The following is a 13122-nucleotide window of genomic DNA, read 5'->3' as shown; positions in this document are numbered from 1 at the left end:
CCCCCGGCAATTTCTTGATCCGCGCCGCGCGCCGTCTATTCTGGTGCGACCGGGCAGAGGGGGAGCAAGCCGATGGGATGGATGCGAGACGAGAGCGGGCTCCAGAAACGCCGCGCCAACCATGCGCCGCTGACGCCGCTGAGCCACCTCGCCCGCGCGGCCCGGCTCTTTCCCGAGCGCGAGGCGGTGGTTTACGGTGCCACCCGCCACAGCTACGCCCAGTATCACGCCCGCGTTTCCCGCCTCGCTTCGGCGCTCGAGGCCCGCGGCATCCGCCCCGGCGAGGTCGTCTCCTCCCTGCTGCTCAACACCCTGCCCCATGTCGAGGCGCATTTCGGCGTGCCCGCCTGCGGCGCGGTGCTCAACGCCATCAACGTCCGGCTCGACGTGGGCACGGTGGCCTATATCTTCGAGCATTCCGAGGCCCGGCTTGTGCTGTGCGACACCGCCTTCATCCCCCTGGCCGAGGAGGCACTCTCGGTGATGGAGGGTGAGAAACCCGTGCTCATCGAGGTGCCCGACGCCGAGGCGGGACTGGAGGCCACCGGGCGCCACACCATCTACGAGGAGCTTCTGGCCGAGGGCCGCGAGGACTTTCCCTGGATCATGCCCGAGGACGAGTGGGAGAGCCTCACGCTCAACTACACCTCCGGCACCACCGGGCGGCCCAAGGGCGTGGTTTATCACCATCGCGGCGCCTATCTCTCCACCCTGGGGCAGGTGATCTCCTGGCGGATGGTGATGGAGCCGCGCTACCTGGTGATCGTGCCGCTGTTTCACTGCAACAACTGGTGCCACACCTGGATGATCCCCGCCTTGGGTGGCACCGTCGTGTGCTGCCGCGACGTGACCGCCCGGAATATCTTCAACGCCATCGCCGACGAGGGGGTCACCCATTTCGGCGGAGCGCCCATCGTGCTTGGCCTGCTGGTGAACGCGCCCGAGGCCGAGCGGCGCAGCTTCAATCATACCGTCGAGGTCTTCACCGCCGGCGCGCCGCCGCCCGCCGCCATCCTGGCCGCCGTGGAGCCGCTGGGGTTCAACGTGACCCAGGTCTACGGGCTGACCGAAACCTACGGGCCCATCACCGAGTGCCTCTGGGACAGCGCCCGCTGGGACGGGCTCGCGCAGAAGGACCGCGCCGCCATCAAGGCCCGCACCGGGGTTGCCATGCCCACCGCCGAGGAGGTGACGGTGATGGACGAATTCATGAGCCAGACCCCGATGGACGCCGAAACCCCCGGCGAGATCATGATGCGCGGCAACATGGTGATGAAGGGCTATTACAAGAACCCCGAGGCCAGCGAAAAGGCCTTCAGCGGCGGCTACTTCCACAGCGAAGACATCGCCATCCAGCACCCCGACGGCTACATCCAGATCACCGACCGTGCCAAGGACATCATCATCTCCGGCGGCGAAAACGTGTCATCGGTCGAGGTCGAGGGCGTGCTGATGCACCACCCGGCGGTGCTGCTCTGCGCCGTGGTGGCGAAACCGGACGAGAAATGGGGCGAGGTGCCCTGCGCCTATGTCGAGCTGAAACCGGGGGCGGAGGTGACGGAGGAGGAGCTGATCGCCCACTGCCGCGCCTCGCTGGCGGGCTTCAAGACCCCCAAGCACGTGGTCTTCCACGAGTTGCCGAAGACGCCCACGGGGAAGATCCAGAAGTTCGAGTTGAGGAAACATGCGAAGGAGTGGTCGGCGGGGTGAGGCCCCGCTCGAGACCCGGAGCAAACGGAACAGACCGCCTCAATCCACCCGGCGCACCTGCAACTGGTTGCCCGATCCGCGGCGGGTTTCCAGCACGGCGATCTTGCCCACCAAATCGGAGAACTTGCGAAACCCGTAGGTCCGCACGTCGAAGTCGGGGTTGGCGGTCGTCACCTGCTGACCCAATGGCCCGAGGGCATACCAGTCGTCCTCGGTCTCCAGCGCGTCCATCGCGCGGAAGATCATGTCGCGGGCCTCGTTCAGCCTGTCGCCGCCCTTCGCGGCCTGCTTCTGCTGCGGCGCGCCTTCGATCTTTTCGAGGTTCTCCAGAAAGATGAACCGCTTGCAGGCCTTGCGGAAGGCCTCGGGCGTCTTCTGGGCGCCGATGCCGAACACGTCGTAGCCCTGTTCGCGGATGCGGCTCGCGAGGCGGGTGAAGTCGCTGTCGGAACTGACGAGGATGAACCCGTCGAACCGGCCGGTGTGCAGCAGGTCCATGCAGTCGATCACCAGCGCGATGTCGGAGGCGTTCTTGCCCACGGTGTTCGCCGGCTGGTGGTGCGGCACCAGGCCGAACTCGGCCTGCACCTTGGCCCAGCCGTTCATCTGGCTGGAGGAGAAATCGCCGTAGACCCGCCGGACACTCGCCTCGCCCATGCCCGCGATCTCGTCGAAGATCGCCTTGGTCCATTTGGGAGAGGTGTTGTCGGCGTCGATCAGGACGGCGAGGAGGGGTGTGTTGTTCTTGTTATCCATGTGCCACTACCTAGGCCTTCGCCGCGCGCTTTGAAAGCGACTCTGCCAGATATTCCCAGACCACGCGGATCCGGTGCGCGGAGTGCAGCTCGGAATGTGCCACCAGCCAGACCGGCACGGTCATGAAGGTGAAATCCGGCAGCACCGGCTCAATCCCCTCGCCCAGCAGCACCTCCTCCCGCGCCATGATCCCGATCCCCAGGCCCTGCCGCAGCAGCTCCCAGTAGGCCAGGCCATTGTCGGCGACCACGCGCACACGCTCGCGCGGCACCTCGATGCCCTTTGCGGCAAGGTATTCGAGCATCATCTCCGCGTCGGAATGGCCCACCCAATCGTGCCTCGAAAGCTCGGCAAGGCTCTCCGGCCGCCCCGCCCTTTCGAGGTAGGCGGTGGCGGCATAGAACGTCGCCCGCTGCTCCGCGACCAGCCGCCCGATCAGCTCCGGCTCCGTCGGGCGCACGTGACGCAAGGCGATATCGGCCTCGCGCCGGGTCAGGTCCGACAGGCTGTTCGAGGAGACCAGCTCGATCTGCAACTCCGGCGCACTTCGCACCAGCTTCGCGATGATCGGCGGCAACACCCGCGCCGCCATCATGTCGGCCGCCGAAATCACGACCCGACCCTTCAGGCCCTGTGCCTGCCCGGCGGCCACCATCGCCACATGGCCGGCGCTCTCTTCCATGCTGCGCAGGTGCGGCAGCAGTTGGCGGCCCGCATCGGTAAGCTGCAAGCTGCGCCCGGCCCGCTCGAAGAGCGTGACCCCAAGCGCCTCCTCCAATCCGCTTACCTGCCGCCCGAGTGTCGGCTGTGTCTGTCCGAGCCTGCGGGCGGCGGCCGAAAGAGAGCCTTCCTCTGCCGCCGCCAGAAAGGCACGCGCCTGGTTCCAGTCAAAGGAGGCGGCAGGGGGTTTCATGCACTTATGCATAGATCAAATGCGAATTCAGGCAATTCTTATGTGATCCGCGTTTGGCTACATCTCTTGCCAGCCGATCGACCTCACGGAGCCCGAAATGAAAGACGCAGACTTCTGGAACAAGGTTGCCCCCCGTTACGCGGCCCGCCCGATCACCGACGAGGCGGCCTATGCCACCACGCTCGAGCGCACCGCGAGCTACCTCGGCACCGATGCCCAGGTGCTCGAGGCCGGCGCAGGCACCGGCACCACCGCCCGCCGCCTCTCGCCCCACGCGGGGCGGATCGTGGCCACCGACATCTCCGATGGCCTGCTCGAGATCGCCCGAAGCCGGATCGAGGCCGACGATCTCACCAACATCTCGTTGGAGCAGACCGGAATCGAGGCCCTGCCGGAGGGCCAGTTCGATGCCGCCATCGCCTTCAACCTCCTGCATCTCGTGCCCGACCCCGCCGCCGCCGTCGCCAGCCTCGCCGCCCGAGTCAGGCCCGACGGATACGTCATCACCAAGACCACGGCGCTGAACCGCATGTGGTATCTGCGTCCGCTCATCGGCGCGATGCGTCTCGTCGGAAAAGCCCCCAAGGTGCGGTTCTTCAGCGTCGGTGAGATTGACGCGCTGCACGAGGCCGCCGGGCTGACCATTGTCGAAACCGGCAATTACCCGGCCAAGCCGCCCGCTCGCTTCGTGGTGGCGCGCAAGGGCTAGTCGCCGGAGAGCTCGTCGAGCAGACGGGTGAGAAGCAGCGCCCCGCCCGCGATCACCATCGAGCGCCCGAGCGAGACCGAGAGGTTGTCGGGTGACACGCGCCGCAGCCCGTCTCTGCCCTTGCGGGCCGCACGACGGAAGAGGCTGCGGCTGGGGTTGCCGTCGAGCGGGACCGGGTCGGGAAAGTCGAGCGCATGGGGCCGGGCCCGCCAGAGCAGCGCACCGGCGGCGACGAGGCCGGCGGCGACCGCCACGGGCACGAGGCGATCGGCCTGACGTTCGGTGGGCAGGAGGTCGGCAGGGAAGGCGGGCTTGGTGTTCATCGGCAGGTCTCCTTTGAAGAAGAACCGCGCCGCGCCCGCCAAGGTTCCGTCAGGGGCCTGCACGCTCACCCCGGGCAGGAGGCCTCTCCCCCAAGCACCGCCGCAAAACCCTCGGCCTTCTCCGGCGCAACCTGCGAGATCACCACGTTCCGGCCCTGGATCGGCTCCGCGATCCGAGGCCGCGCAACCTCTTCGTCACAGATCGAAAGCACCACTTCCTCGCCCACATGGGCGGCGGTCAAACCACCAAGACGTTCTGACAGATCGGGACTTATCCCAATACTCAGGCCTGGCGGAAAACTTTCCATGATCGCGACGCTCTCGATGTCACCCGCGGTGGCCAGGACCACATCCGCCCCCGCAGCGAACGCCAGCACCGGCTCCCCGGACGACACCGGGGAGCAGGCAGCCAGCATCGCCGACAGCGCCGCGACGCGGATCAATATTCCACCACGGCGCGAATGGACTTGCCCGCGTGCATCAGCTCGAAACCTTCGTTGATGTTGTCGAGCGTCAGCTTGTGGGTGATCATCGGGTCGATCTCGATCTTGCCGTCCATGTACCAATCCACGAACTTCGGCACATCGGTCCGCCCCTTGGCGCCGCCAAAGGCCGTGCCCTTCCAGACCCGGCCAGTGACAAGCTGGAACGGCCGGGTAGAAATCTCGGCCCCGGCAGGCGCCACGCCGATGATGACGCTGACGCCCCAGCCGCGGTGGGAGCACTCCAGAGCGTCGCGCATCACCTTCACATTGCCGGTGGCATCAAAGGAATAGTCCACGCCGCCGATCTGGTCGAAATCGGTCTTGGTGATGTCGACGATCGCCTGAACCGTGTTCTCCACCTTCGAGGGGTTCACGAAATGGGTCATGCCGAACTTCTTCGCCATCTCGGCCTTGGCGTCGTTCAAGTCGACCCCGATGATCTTGTCCGCGCCCGCCATCCGCAGGCCCTGGATCACGTTCAGCCCGATCCCGCCGAGGCCGAAGACCGCGGCTGTGGAGCCGATCTCCACACCCGCAGTGTTGATCACCGCACCGATGCCCGTGGTCACACCGCAGCCGATGTAGCAGATCTTGTCGAAGGGGGCGTCGTTGCGCACCTTGGCCAGCGCGATCTCGGGCATCACCGTGTGGTTCGCGAAGGTCGAGCAGCCCATGTAGTGATAGATCGGCGTGCCATCGAGCATCGAGAACCGCGTGGTGCCATCGGGCATCAGGCCCTGACCTTGCGTGTTGCGGATCGCGGTGCAGAGGTTTGTCTTGCCGCTCAGGCAGCTGGCGCATTGCCGGCATTCCGGCGTGTAGAGCGGGATGACATGGTCGCCCGGCTTCAGCGTGGTCACGCCTTCGCCGACCTCCAGCACCACGCCCGCGCCCTCGTGGCCCAGGATCGACGGAAACAGCCCCTCCGGATCGGCCCCCGACAATGTGAACTCGTCGGTGTGGCAGATGCCCGTGGCCTTGATCTCCACCAGAACCTCCCCGGCCTTCGGGCCTTCGAGGTTGACCTCCATCACCTCGAGCGGTTTGCCGGCTTCGAGGGCTACAGCCGCACGCGTTTTCATTTGCCAAATCTCCCGTTAATCTGTCCGGCGGAACCGTGGGGGAGTCTCCGCGCTTAATCAACCGGATATGGGAAGAAACACCCGATGAAAGCTCTGAAGGCCCTTGTTCTCCTGACTGCGCTCGCGGCGTGCCAGCCCCCGCTGGAAACCCCTCCGATCGACGACTCGCCGCTTCAGGACAATTCCGACAGCGGGCTGGTGGAGCGCGAGCCCGACATCTGCGGGGCCGCCGCCTACCGCGAGCGCGCCGTCGGCCAGCCCTCCAGCGTGATCCCCACACTCGGCGTGACCCGGCAGATCCGCGTCATCCCGCACGGCGGGATCGTGACGCAGGAGTACAGCCCCTACCGGATGAACTTCTATCTCGACGGCTCCGGCCTGATCACCCGCGTCTCCTGCGGCTGACATCTCCACGCGGGGAGCGGACTCGACTCCCCGCAAGGCTGCGGCTAATCTGGAACAAATCATGAACGTCGCTGCCTCATGCCCAACCGCCGAATCCTCTCGCTGTGGTTTCCCCGGCTTGCCGCCGAGCGGCTGATCCGTGTCGAGCCCGCGCTGGCCGACGCGCCGCTGGCGGTGGTGCGCGAAAGCGGCAATGTGGTGAGCCTCGCCTCGCTCTCCGTCGCCGCCTCCGCGGCGGGGCTTCGCCCCGGTCAACCCCTGCGCGATGCCCAGGCCGTCTGCCCCGATCTGGTCACCCGGCTGGAGCGGCCCGCCGTAGAGGCGGGGTTTCTCACCGTGCTGCGGCGCTGGGCGGGCAAGTTCTCCCCCTGGATCAGCGAAGCCCCGCCCGACGGGCTGGTGGTGGATATCTCCGGCTGCGCCCATCTCTTCGGTGGCGAGGCCGAACTGATGGAGGAGGCCGAGGCCGATTGCGCGCGACTCGGCCTCACGCTCTGCGCCGGCGTGGCCGACACCGTGGGCGCGGCCTGGGCGCTGGCGCGCTTCGCCGGGCAGGGGCCGGGCGCGCTGCGCTCGGGCGATGCCATCGACCAGGAGGCCTATGCCACCCGCGCCCGCGCGGTGAAACGGCGGCACTGGGAGCGCGGCGGGCCGGTGCCCGCAGGGGTCGACACCCTCGCGCCAAAGGGCCGCATCGCCGCCCCCGGCCAGGCGCGGGAGGCACTGGCGCCCCTGCCCATCGCCGCCCTGCGCCTGCCGGCAAGGACCGCCCAGCAGCTCGCCCGCCTCGGGCTCCGGCGCGTGGGCGAACTGGCCGACCAGCCCCGCGCCGCGCTGGCCCGCCGCTTCGGGGCCGACCTTGTGCTGCGGCTCGACCAGGCCTTCGGCACCGCGCCCGAGCCGGTCTCTCCCGCCCGGCCCGAACCGCGCTTCGCCGTCCGCCTCACCCTGCCCGAGCCGATCGGGCTGGAGGCCGACCTCGCCGCCGGGATCGACCGCCTGCTGCCCGCGCTGGAGACGCGCCTCAAGGCGCGCGGCATGGGCGCGCGGCAGCTCAGGCTGCACCTGCTGCGCTGCGACCACTCCTCCCAGGTGCTCGAACTAGGCCTCGCCCGCCCCTCCGCCGATCCCGACCGCCTGCGCCCGCTCCTGCGGATGAAGCTCGCCGAGGCCGAGGCAGGCGACGGGATCGACGCCATCCGCCTCGTCGCCACCGTCACCGAGCCGATCCACGCCACCCAGCACCGGGGCCATGCCGGGGCCAGTGCCGATGCGGGAGCCCGGCTGCAGAACGATACCGCGCTCGACGACCTGATCGGCCGACTCGGCGCACGGATCGGGCTGGAGCAGATCCACCGGCTCCACCCCGGCGACAGCCACCTGCCCGAGAAAGGCACCCAGCTCCGCGCCGCCGCCTGGTCGCCCCCCGCGACCGACTGGCCCGAACGGCCCGCCGCATCGCGCCCGCTCACCCTGTTCCTGCCCGAGTTCGTCACCCCTTCCGGCACGCCCGGCGCCACCCCCGCCGCCCTGCCGCTGGAGTTTCGCTGGCGCCGCCGCCGCTTTGCCACCGCCTCGGCCACCGGGCCCGAGCGGATCGCGCCCGAGTGGTGGCTCGACGAACAGGCCTGGCGCTCGGGTCAGCGCGACTACTGGCAGGTCGAAACCGCCTGCGGCGCAAGGCTGTGGCTGTTCTACGCCCATGGCGGCACGGTCACCGGCGGCTGGTTCTGCCACGGCAGCTTCGCCTGAACCTGATCCTGATCCTGAACGAAAAAGGCCCGCCGGACAAAGCCGGCGGGCGCTCTAGTCTGGCACCCCGATGGGGCGACTGGGTGGGGGCTATGATGCCACCCCACCGGGGTCGAGCCTGGGGCTCGTTGCGTAAGGCCCTTCATGCCGAAGGATCGCGGCGGCGTGACGAAACGGCGACGTCGGGGCGGCGGCGTTTTCGCGGCAATTTGGCGGCGCTTGATTTCGCGCCCGCTTCACCCCACTCTCTGTTTCATGAACGTGCAGTCGCCCACGCCCTTTCCCGGGCAACGCGCAAACGAACAGGTCGCCTTCCAGCGGCCCGAACTCTCGCTCATTCTGGGCCTTTACGGGCGCTTCGTCGCCGCCGGCGAATGGCGTGACTACGGCATCTCCTGCCTGCGCGACGTGGCGGTGTTCTCGATCTTCCGACGCACCGCCGAGCACCCGATCTACCGCATCGAGAAGCGCCCGCGCCTGCGCGGCCGGCAAGGCATGTATGCCGTGATCGGCATGGACGGCCAGGTGCTGAAGCGCGGGCATGATCTGCGCACGGTGCTCGGGGTGCTCGAGCGCAAGCTGATCCGCGCCGTCGAGTAGCCTCCGCCGCCCCGTGCCCGCCCTCCTCGTCCTCGCCCTGCTGGCGCTCGCCGCCCTGGCCTATGGCCTGCACCGCCTGCGCCGCCGCCGTGCGCGGGCGCTTCTGCTGCAAAGCCCGCTCGCCCCCGCCCACCGCGAGATCGTCGCGGCGAAGGTGCCCATCACCCGCCGCCTGCCTGCCGATCTGGCGCGGGTCCTCGAAGGCCGGATCAACCTCTTTCTCGACCAGGTCGAGTTCATCGGGCGCGGCGGGCTGGAGGTGACCGACGAGATGCGCCTCTCCATCGCCGCGCAGGCCTGCCTGCTCGTGGTCAACACCGACACATGGTACGTGAACCTGCGCACGATCCTGGTCTACCCCGGCGCCTTCAAGTCACGCCGCCAAAGCCACAACGGCTTCGTCGTGACCGAGCATGAAACGGTCCGCACCGGCGAGAGCTGGGCACGCGGGCCGGTGATCCTGAGCTGGGCACATTCCGAGGCCGGCGCGGCCGATGACAGCGACGGCCAAAACGTCGTGCTGCACGAGTTCGCCCACCAGGTCGATGACCTGTCGGGCCGTGCCGATGGTGCCCCGGTCATGGCCCCGGGCCAGAGCTTTGCGCAGTGGGCGCGCGTCTTCACCGGAGCCTACGAGCGCCTATGCGAACGCACCGCACGCGGCGAACGCGGGGTGATCGACCCCTATGGCTGCGAGGGTCACGAGGAGTTCTTCGCCGTGGCCGTCGAGGTCTTCTTCGAACAACCCGCCGCCCTGCGCGACGAGGAACCGGAGGTCTACGCCCAGCTCTCCACGCTCTTCAACCTGAACCCGGTGGAGTGGCGCTAGACCCTGCGGCGCGAGCGCAGCGGGTGCCCCGACGCCTCGATCCGCCTGAGGGCCTCCGCGAGAGGCTCGATCACCGTGCTCATGTAGTGCCCGGTCGCATGAATGAGCCGGTCGGCATCCAGCGCCATCGCCACATGGCCCTTCCAGAAAAACAGGTCGCCGGGCTCCACGGGCGCATCGAGCGGCAGGTCCGCCCCCACTGCCTCCTCCTGCATGTCGCTGTCTCCGGGGCAATCGTGCCCTTCCGCCCAAAGCGCGGCCTGCACCAGCCCCGAGCAGTCGATGCCCGCGCCCGAGTTGCCGCCCCAGAGGTAGGGCGTGCCGAGAAAGAGCTGTGCCACCTCCCGCCGGTCGGTGCGTGTGCCGATCTCCACGAGGTGCTGGCGCGGGATGAACCCCAGCGGCGTCTGCCACAGCTCGCCCTCCTGCCCCGTCACCACCACCTGCGCCCCGAAGGAAAGCGAGGCCCTCTCGCGGGTCTTGATCGAGGGCTCCGGGTAAAGGTGGCTCTGGCGGGCCGCCACGCGGTGGGTCGGCGCCACCACCGGCCCGAGGTCGTCCTGCGCCACGTAGCCCACGTAGCCATCCGCGGCGGATTGCACGAAGGCCGCGTTGCCGATCCGTTCGTAGATCACCACCCGCGCGCCCATCAGCAGCTGCCGCTCGCGATCGCCCGCCGGGTCGCGGCAGATGTCAGTGACAGGCGCGGTCACGCAGGCCGCCTCGCCCTCCACATAGGCCTCCGCCTCCACCAGCCCCTTCAGGGCGGCGGCGGCAACGCGGGAGTTGGCCGGGGTGAGCCTGCGGTCGAGTTTCATTTCAGCACCTTCGGCAGCGCAGCGAGCAGCGCCCGCGCGCCCATGCCGACGCCCCCCTTGGGCCGCCCCGGCGCGGCGGAGGGCTGCCAGCCGTAGATGTCGAAATGGGTGTAATCCGCGCCCTCCGGCACGAAGCGGCGGAGAAAGAGCGCGGCGGTGATCGACCCGGCCAGGCCGCCCTTCGGCGCGTTGTCGAGGTCGGCGATGCCCGGCTCGATGCGCGGCTCGTAGGGCGCGTGGAACGGCAGCCGCCAGACCGGGTCCGCCACCTCCGCGCCCGCCTCGCCGAGCGCCGTTGCCAGCGCCTCGTTGCCGGTGAAGAAGGGCGCAAGATCATCGCCCACCGCCACCCGCGCCGCGCCCGTCAGCGTGGCAAAGCTCACGATCATGTCGGGGCTCTTCTCGCCCGCCAGCGTCAGCGCATCGGCCAGCACCAGCCGGCCTTCGGCGTCGGTGTTGTTGATCTCCACCGTCAGCCCCTTGCGGCTCGTCAAGATGTCCTGCGGCCGGAAGCTGTTGGAAGAAACCGAGTTCTCCACCGCCGGAACCAGCACTCGGAGCCGCAGCTTGAGCCCCAGCGCCATGATCATTCGCGCCAGGCCCATCACGGTCGCCGCGCCGCCCATGTCCTTCTTCATGAGGCCCATGGAGGACGCGGGCTTCAGGTCGAGCCCCCCGGTATCGAAGCACACGCCCTTGCCGACGAGCGTGAGCGCGGGCCCCGCCTCGCCCCAGCGCAGCTCCAGCAGGCGCGGCGCCTCGGCGCTGGCCCGGCCCACCGCGTGGATCATCGGAAAGTTCTGCACCAGCAGGTCGTCGCCCCGGACCGCGCTCGCCTGCGCGCCATGCTCGGCGGCCAGCGCAAAGAAGGCATCCTCCAGCGCCTCCGGCCCCATGTCGGAGGTCGGCGTATTGATGAGATCACGGGTCAGAAACTCACCCGCTGCGATGGCCTCGAGCCGTGCCGCGTCCACCCCCTCCGGGCAGACCAGCCGCGCCGCCACCGCCGGACCCTCGACATAACGGGTGAATCGGTAAGAGCCAAAGAGCCAGCCCAGCGCCGCCTCCTCTGCCTCGCGCGCGCTCCAGTCGCCGGCGAGCGCGTAGATGCCCTCGGGCAGCCGGCCCGGCAGGTCGCCGGTCACCAGGCGGCGCCGGTCCCGCGTGGCCGTGCTTCCCAGCCCGAGCAGCACCGCGCCGAGCCCCTCCGCACCCGGCACGAGACAGACCTCTCCCGCCCCCGCCTTGAAGGCCGTGGCCTTGGCCCAGGCGGCCTCGGCGCCGGTCAGGCCCTCGAGCCCCTCGGGGCCGACGGCCCGGATCGGGCAGGCCTCTGCATCGGAGGGGGCGAATTGCGGCAGGGGGGTGGGGTACATATGCGCTCCGTCTGGCGGTTTGGCCGCCAGACTAGAACATGCCCGCCGCCGCCGGAAGCCCGGCTAGACCGAGAGATCCTGCGTGTCCCAGACCTCGGTGAGCGACCGGTCCGCGATCCGGCCGAGCCGGGCCAGCGTGGCCGAAATCGCTGGAAAATCCAGTGCCTTGGCCGAGCGCACGACATCGCCCGCCACCCGGGCGAGGCCCACCATGCCGATCTGTTCGGCAATCGCGATCAGCCCGCGTGCGAGCCGCGCCACGCCGTCCCAGTCCTGGGCGCGGAAGCGCGCGTCCACATCCGCCAGCCGCACCGCCAGCTCCTCCATCGCACGGCAGACCACGTCTTCCGCCCCCTGGTCGCCCAACTGGTAGTAGAGCGAGCCCAGCCGATCGGGATCGAGTCGGATTTCATCTTCAACTTGCAATACGGATACCTGCGCCATCTCTCGCACCTCTCAGAAGCCCCCGATTTACCCGGGGCGGAAGATGGCCCGAACGGCTGAAGATTCCGTTATCCGGCGCGTGCTGCATCGCCTCAATTTGCATCGAACGGCGGTCAATCGGCCCGTCCCTTGGCCGCCTCCGCCTCGCCGTGCCGCGCCTTGCACCCGGCGTTTCCCTTTTCCCCGTCGCCGGGATGTGGTTTAGAAACCCCAAACGTCAGGAGGGGCACTGCCATGGAACGGCTCGTCAAACCGCTGCCGGCTTATCTCGTCGGGCGCTACCAGGGATGGAAGGCAACAAGCTACGAAGAGAACAAGAGCTGGTATCGCCGGCTCGCCGACGAGGGCCAGCGACCGCCGATGATGGTGATCGCCTGCTGCGACAGCCGGGTGAACGTGAACGAGATGTTCGGCGCCCAGACCGGCGACATCTTCCTGCACCGCAACATCGCAAACCTCGTGCCGCCCTACGAGCCCGACGGCGACCCCCACGGCACCTCCGCGGCCATCGAATATGCCGTGACCGTGCTCAAGGTCGCGCATCTGATCGTGGTGGGCCATTCCAACTGCGGCGGCGTCGCGGGCTGCCTCGACATGTGCGCAGGCAAGATGCCGGAACTCGAAGAGAAGAGCAGCTTCATCGGGCGCTGGCTCGATATCCTCCGCCCCGGCTACGAGCGGGTGAAGGACATGACCGACCCCGACGAGCAGAAGCGGGCGCTGGAACGCGAGGCGGTTGTCGAATCGCTGAGCAACCTGATCGGCTTTCCCTTCGTCCAGAGCGCCATCGAGGCCGAGGAGCTCAGCCTGCACGGGCTGTGGTTCGACATCCGCGAAGGCGCGCTCGAGGGCTACAACCCCCAGGCCAAGGGCTTCGAGCCGGTCTGACACGTCGACGCCACGATTTCGCTGCGCGATAA

Annotated in this window: 15 protein-coding genes; 7 read left to right on the top strand and 8 right to left on the bottom strand. The window is 68.6% G+C overall.

Translation table 11 applies throughout. The features are described from left to right. Window positions 1-72 precede the first annotated feature (72 nt). Complete coding sequence (locus BUR94_RS19700) at window positions 73-1710, top strand: AMP-binding protein (protein ID WP_074258135.1); 1638 nt, start codon at window positions 73-75, stop codon at window positions 1708-1710. 39 nt (window positions 1711-1749) lie between these two features. Here BUR94_RS19700 and BUR94_RS19695 read toward each other — a convergent pair whose 3' ends face one another. Then, complete coding sequence (locus BUR94_RS19695) at window positions 1750-2466, bottom strand: NYN domain-containing protein (protein ID WP_074258134.1); 717 nt, start codon at window positions 2464-2466, stop codon at window positions 1750-1752. 10 nt (window positions 2467-2476) lie between these two features. After that, a complete protein-coding gene (locus BUR94_RS19690; RefSeq protein WP_074258133.1) occupies window positions 2477-3379 on the bottom strand; it encodes a LysR family transcriptional regulator in 903 nt (300 codons plus the stop codon). Window positions 3380-3476: 97 nt separating this feature from the next. On the opposite strand from BUR94_RS19690, the gene BUR94_RS19685 reads away from it, so the two are divergent. Next, on the top strand, window positions 3477-4088 hold the full coding sequence (locus tag BUR94_RS19685) for a class I SAM-dependent methyltransferase (protein ID WP_074258132.1): 612 nt from the start codon (window positions 3477-3479) through the stop codon (window positions 4086-4088). Here BUR94_RS19685 and BUR94_RS19680 read toward each other — a convergent pair. The 3 genes from BUR94_RS19680 to BUR94_RS19670 form a co-directional block, all read right to left on the bottom strand. Further along, window positions 4085-4411, bottom strand: coding sequence for a hypothetical protein (locus BUR94_RS19680; RefSeq protein WP_245794653.1), 327 nt, complete (start codon window positions 4409-4411; stop codon window positions 4085-4087). The two genes, BUR94_RS19685 and BUR94_RS19680, sit on opposite strands and share 4 nt — an antisense overlap. 65 nt (window positions 4412-4476) lie before the next feature. After that, a complete protein-coding gene (locus BUR94_RS19675; RefSeq protein ID WP_074258131.1) occupies window positions 4477-4854 on the bottom strand; it encodes a hypothetical protein in 378 nt (125 codons plus the stop codon). Further along, on the bottom strand, window positions 4851-5978 hold the full coding sequence (locus BUR94_RS19670) for an S-(hydroxymethyl)glutathione dehydrogenase/class III alcohol dehydrogenase (protein WP_074258130.1): 1128 nt from the start codon (window positions 5976-5978) through the stop codon (window positions 4851-4853). Before BUR94_RS19670 ends, BUR94_RS19675 begins: the two co-directional genes overlap by 4 nt. 84 nt (window positions 5979-6062) lie before the next feature. Here BUR94_RS19670 and BUR94_RS19665 point away from each other — a divergent pair, with 84 nt between their 5' ends. The 4 genes from BUR94_RS19665 (at window position 6063) to BUR94_RS19650 (ending at window position 9564) form a co-directional block, all read left to right on the top strand. Further along, window positions 6063-6383: an I78 family peptidase inhibitor gene (locus tag BUR94_RS19665; protein WP_074258129.1), complete on the top strand. Its 321-nt coding sequence runs from the start codon at window positions 6063-6065 to the stop codon at window positions 6381-6383. Window positions 6384-6461: 78 nt separating this feature from the next. Beyond that, window positions 6462-8135, top strand: coding sequence for a Y-family DNA polymerase (locus BUR94_RS19660; protein WP_074258128.1), 1674 nt, complete (start codon window positions 6462-6464; stop codon window positions 8133-8135). A gap of 255 nt (window positions 8136-8390) precedes the next feature. Then, on the top strand, window positions 8391-8735 hold the full coding sequence (locus BUR94_RS19655) for a DUF2794 domain-containing protein (protein WP_074258127.1): 345 nt from the start codon (window positions 8391-8393) through the stop codon (window positions 8733-8735). A 13-nt stretch (window positions 8736-8748) separates the two neighbouring features. After that, a complete protein-coding gene (locus BUR94_RS19650) occupies window positions 8749-9564 on the top strand; it encodes a M90 family metallopeptidase (protein WP_074258126.1) in 816 nt (271 codons plus the stop codon). Here BUR94_RS19650 and BUR94_RS19645 read toward each other — a convergent pair. The 3 genes from BUR94_RS19645 to BUR94_RS19635 form a co-directional block, all read right to left on the bottom strand. Then, window positions 9561-10382: a C40 family peptidase gene (locus BUR94_RS19645; RefSeq protein ID WP_074258125.1), complete on the bottom strand. Its 822-nt coding sequence runs from the start codon at window positions 10380-10382 to the stop codon at window positions 9561-9563. The genes BUR94_RS19650 and BUR94_RS19645 overlap by 4 nt on opposite strands. Then, window positions 10379-11758: a leucyl aminopeptidase family protein gene (locus BUR94_RS19640; RefSeq protein ID WP_074258124.1), complete on the bottom strand. Its 1380-nt coding sequence runs from the start codon at window positions 11756-11758 to the stop codon at window positions 10379-10381. Before BUR94_RS19640 ends, BUR94_RS19645 begins: the two co-directional genes overlap by 4 nt. A gap of 63 nt (window positions 11759-11821) precedes the next feature. Further along, the gene (locus BUR94_RS19635; RefSeq protein WP_074258123.1) at window positions 11822-12202 is read right to left on the bottom strand and encodes a hypothetical protein; all 381 of its coding nucleotides are present in this window, start codon (window positions 12200-12202) and stop codon (window positions 11822-11824) included. Window positions 12203-12436: 234 nt separating this feature from the next. Here BUR94_RS19635 and BUR94_RS19630 point away from each other — a divergent pair, with 234 nt between their 5' ends. After that, on the top strand, window positions 12437-13090 hold the full coding sequence (locus tag BUR94_RS19630; protein WP_074258122.1) for a carbonic anhydrase: 654 nt from the start codon (window positions 12437-12439) through the stop codon (window positions 13088-13090). Window positions 13091-13122: the final 32 nt, after the last annotated feature.

It is taken from the genome of Vannielia litorea, assembly GCF_900142295.1.
GTDB lineage: Bacteria > Pseudomonadota > Alphaproteobacteria > Rhodobacterales > Rhodobacteraceae > Vannielia > Vannielia litorea.
This window is presented reverse-complemented; position numbering and strand designations above follow the sequence as displayed.

Bases quoted from the DNA above. Each gene is read 5' to 3' on its own strand.
- BUR94_RS19700 (WP_074258135.1), top strand. From the start codon at position 73: ATGGGATGGATGCGAGACGAGAGCGGGCTCCAGAAACGCCGCGCCAAC.
- BUR94_RS19695 (WP_074258134.1), bottom strand. From the start codon at position 2,466: ATGGATAACAAGAACAACACACCCCTCCTCGCCGTCCTGATCGACGCC.
- BUR94_RS19690 (WP_074258133.1), bottom strand. From the start codon at position 3,379: ATGAAACCCCCTGCCGCCTCCTTTGACTGGAACCAGGCGCGTGCCTTT.
- BUR94_RS19685 (WP_074258132.1), top strand. From the start codon at position 3,477: ATGAAAGACGCAGACTTCTGGAACAAGGTTGCCCCCCGTTACGCGGCC.
- BUR94_RS19680 (WP_245794653.1), bottom strand. From the start codon at position 4,411: ATGAACACCAAGCCCGCCTTCCCTGCCGACCTCCTGCCCACCGAACGT.
- BUR94_RS19670 (WP_074258130.1), bottom strand. From the start codon at position 5,978: ATGAAAACGCGTGCGGCTGTAGCCCTCGAAGCCGGCAAACCGCTCGAG.
- BUR94_RS19665 (WP_074258129.1), top strand. From the start codon at position 6,063: ATGAAAGCTCTGAAGGCCCTTGTTCTCCTGACTGCGCTCGCGGCGTGC.
- BUR94_RS19660 (WP_074258128.1), top strand. From the start codon at position 6,462: ATGCCCAACCGCCGAATCCTCTCGCTGTGGTTTCCCCGGCTTGCCGCC.
- BUR94_RS19655 (WP_074258127.1), top strand. From the start codon at position 8,391: ATGAACGTGCAGTCGCCCACGCCCTTTCCCGGGCAACGCGCAAACGAA.
- BUR94_RS19645 (WP_074258125.1), bottom strand. From the start codon at position 10,382: ATGAAACTCGACCGCAGGCTCACCCCGGCCAACTCCCGCGTTGCCGCC.
- BUR94_RS19640 (WP_074258124.1), bottom strand. From the start codon at position 11,758: ATGTACCCCACCCCCCTGCCGCAATTCGCCCCCTCCGATGCAGAGGCC.
- BUR94_RS19635 (WP_074258123.1), bottom strand. From the start codon at position 12,202: ATGGCGCAGGTATCCGTATTGCAAGTTGAAGATGAAATCCGACTCGAT.
- BUR94_RS19630 (WP_074258122.1), top strand. From the start codon at position 12,437: ATGGAACGGCTCGTCAAACCGCTGCCGGCTTATCTCGTCGGGCGCTAC.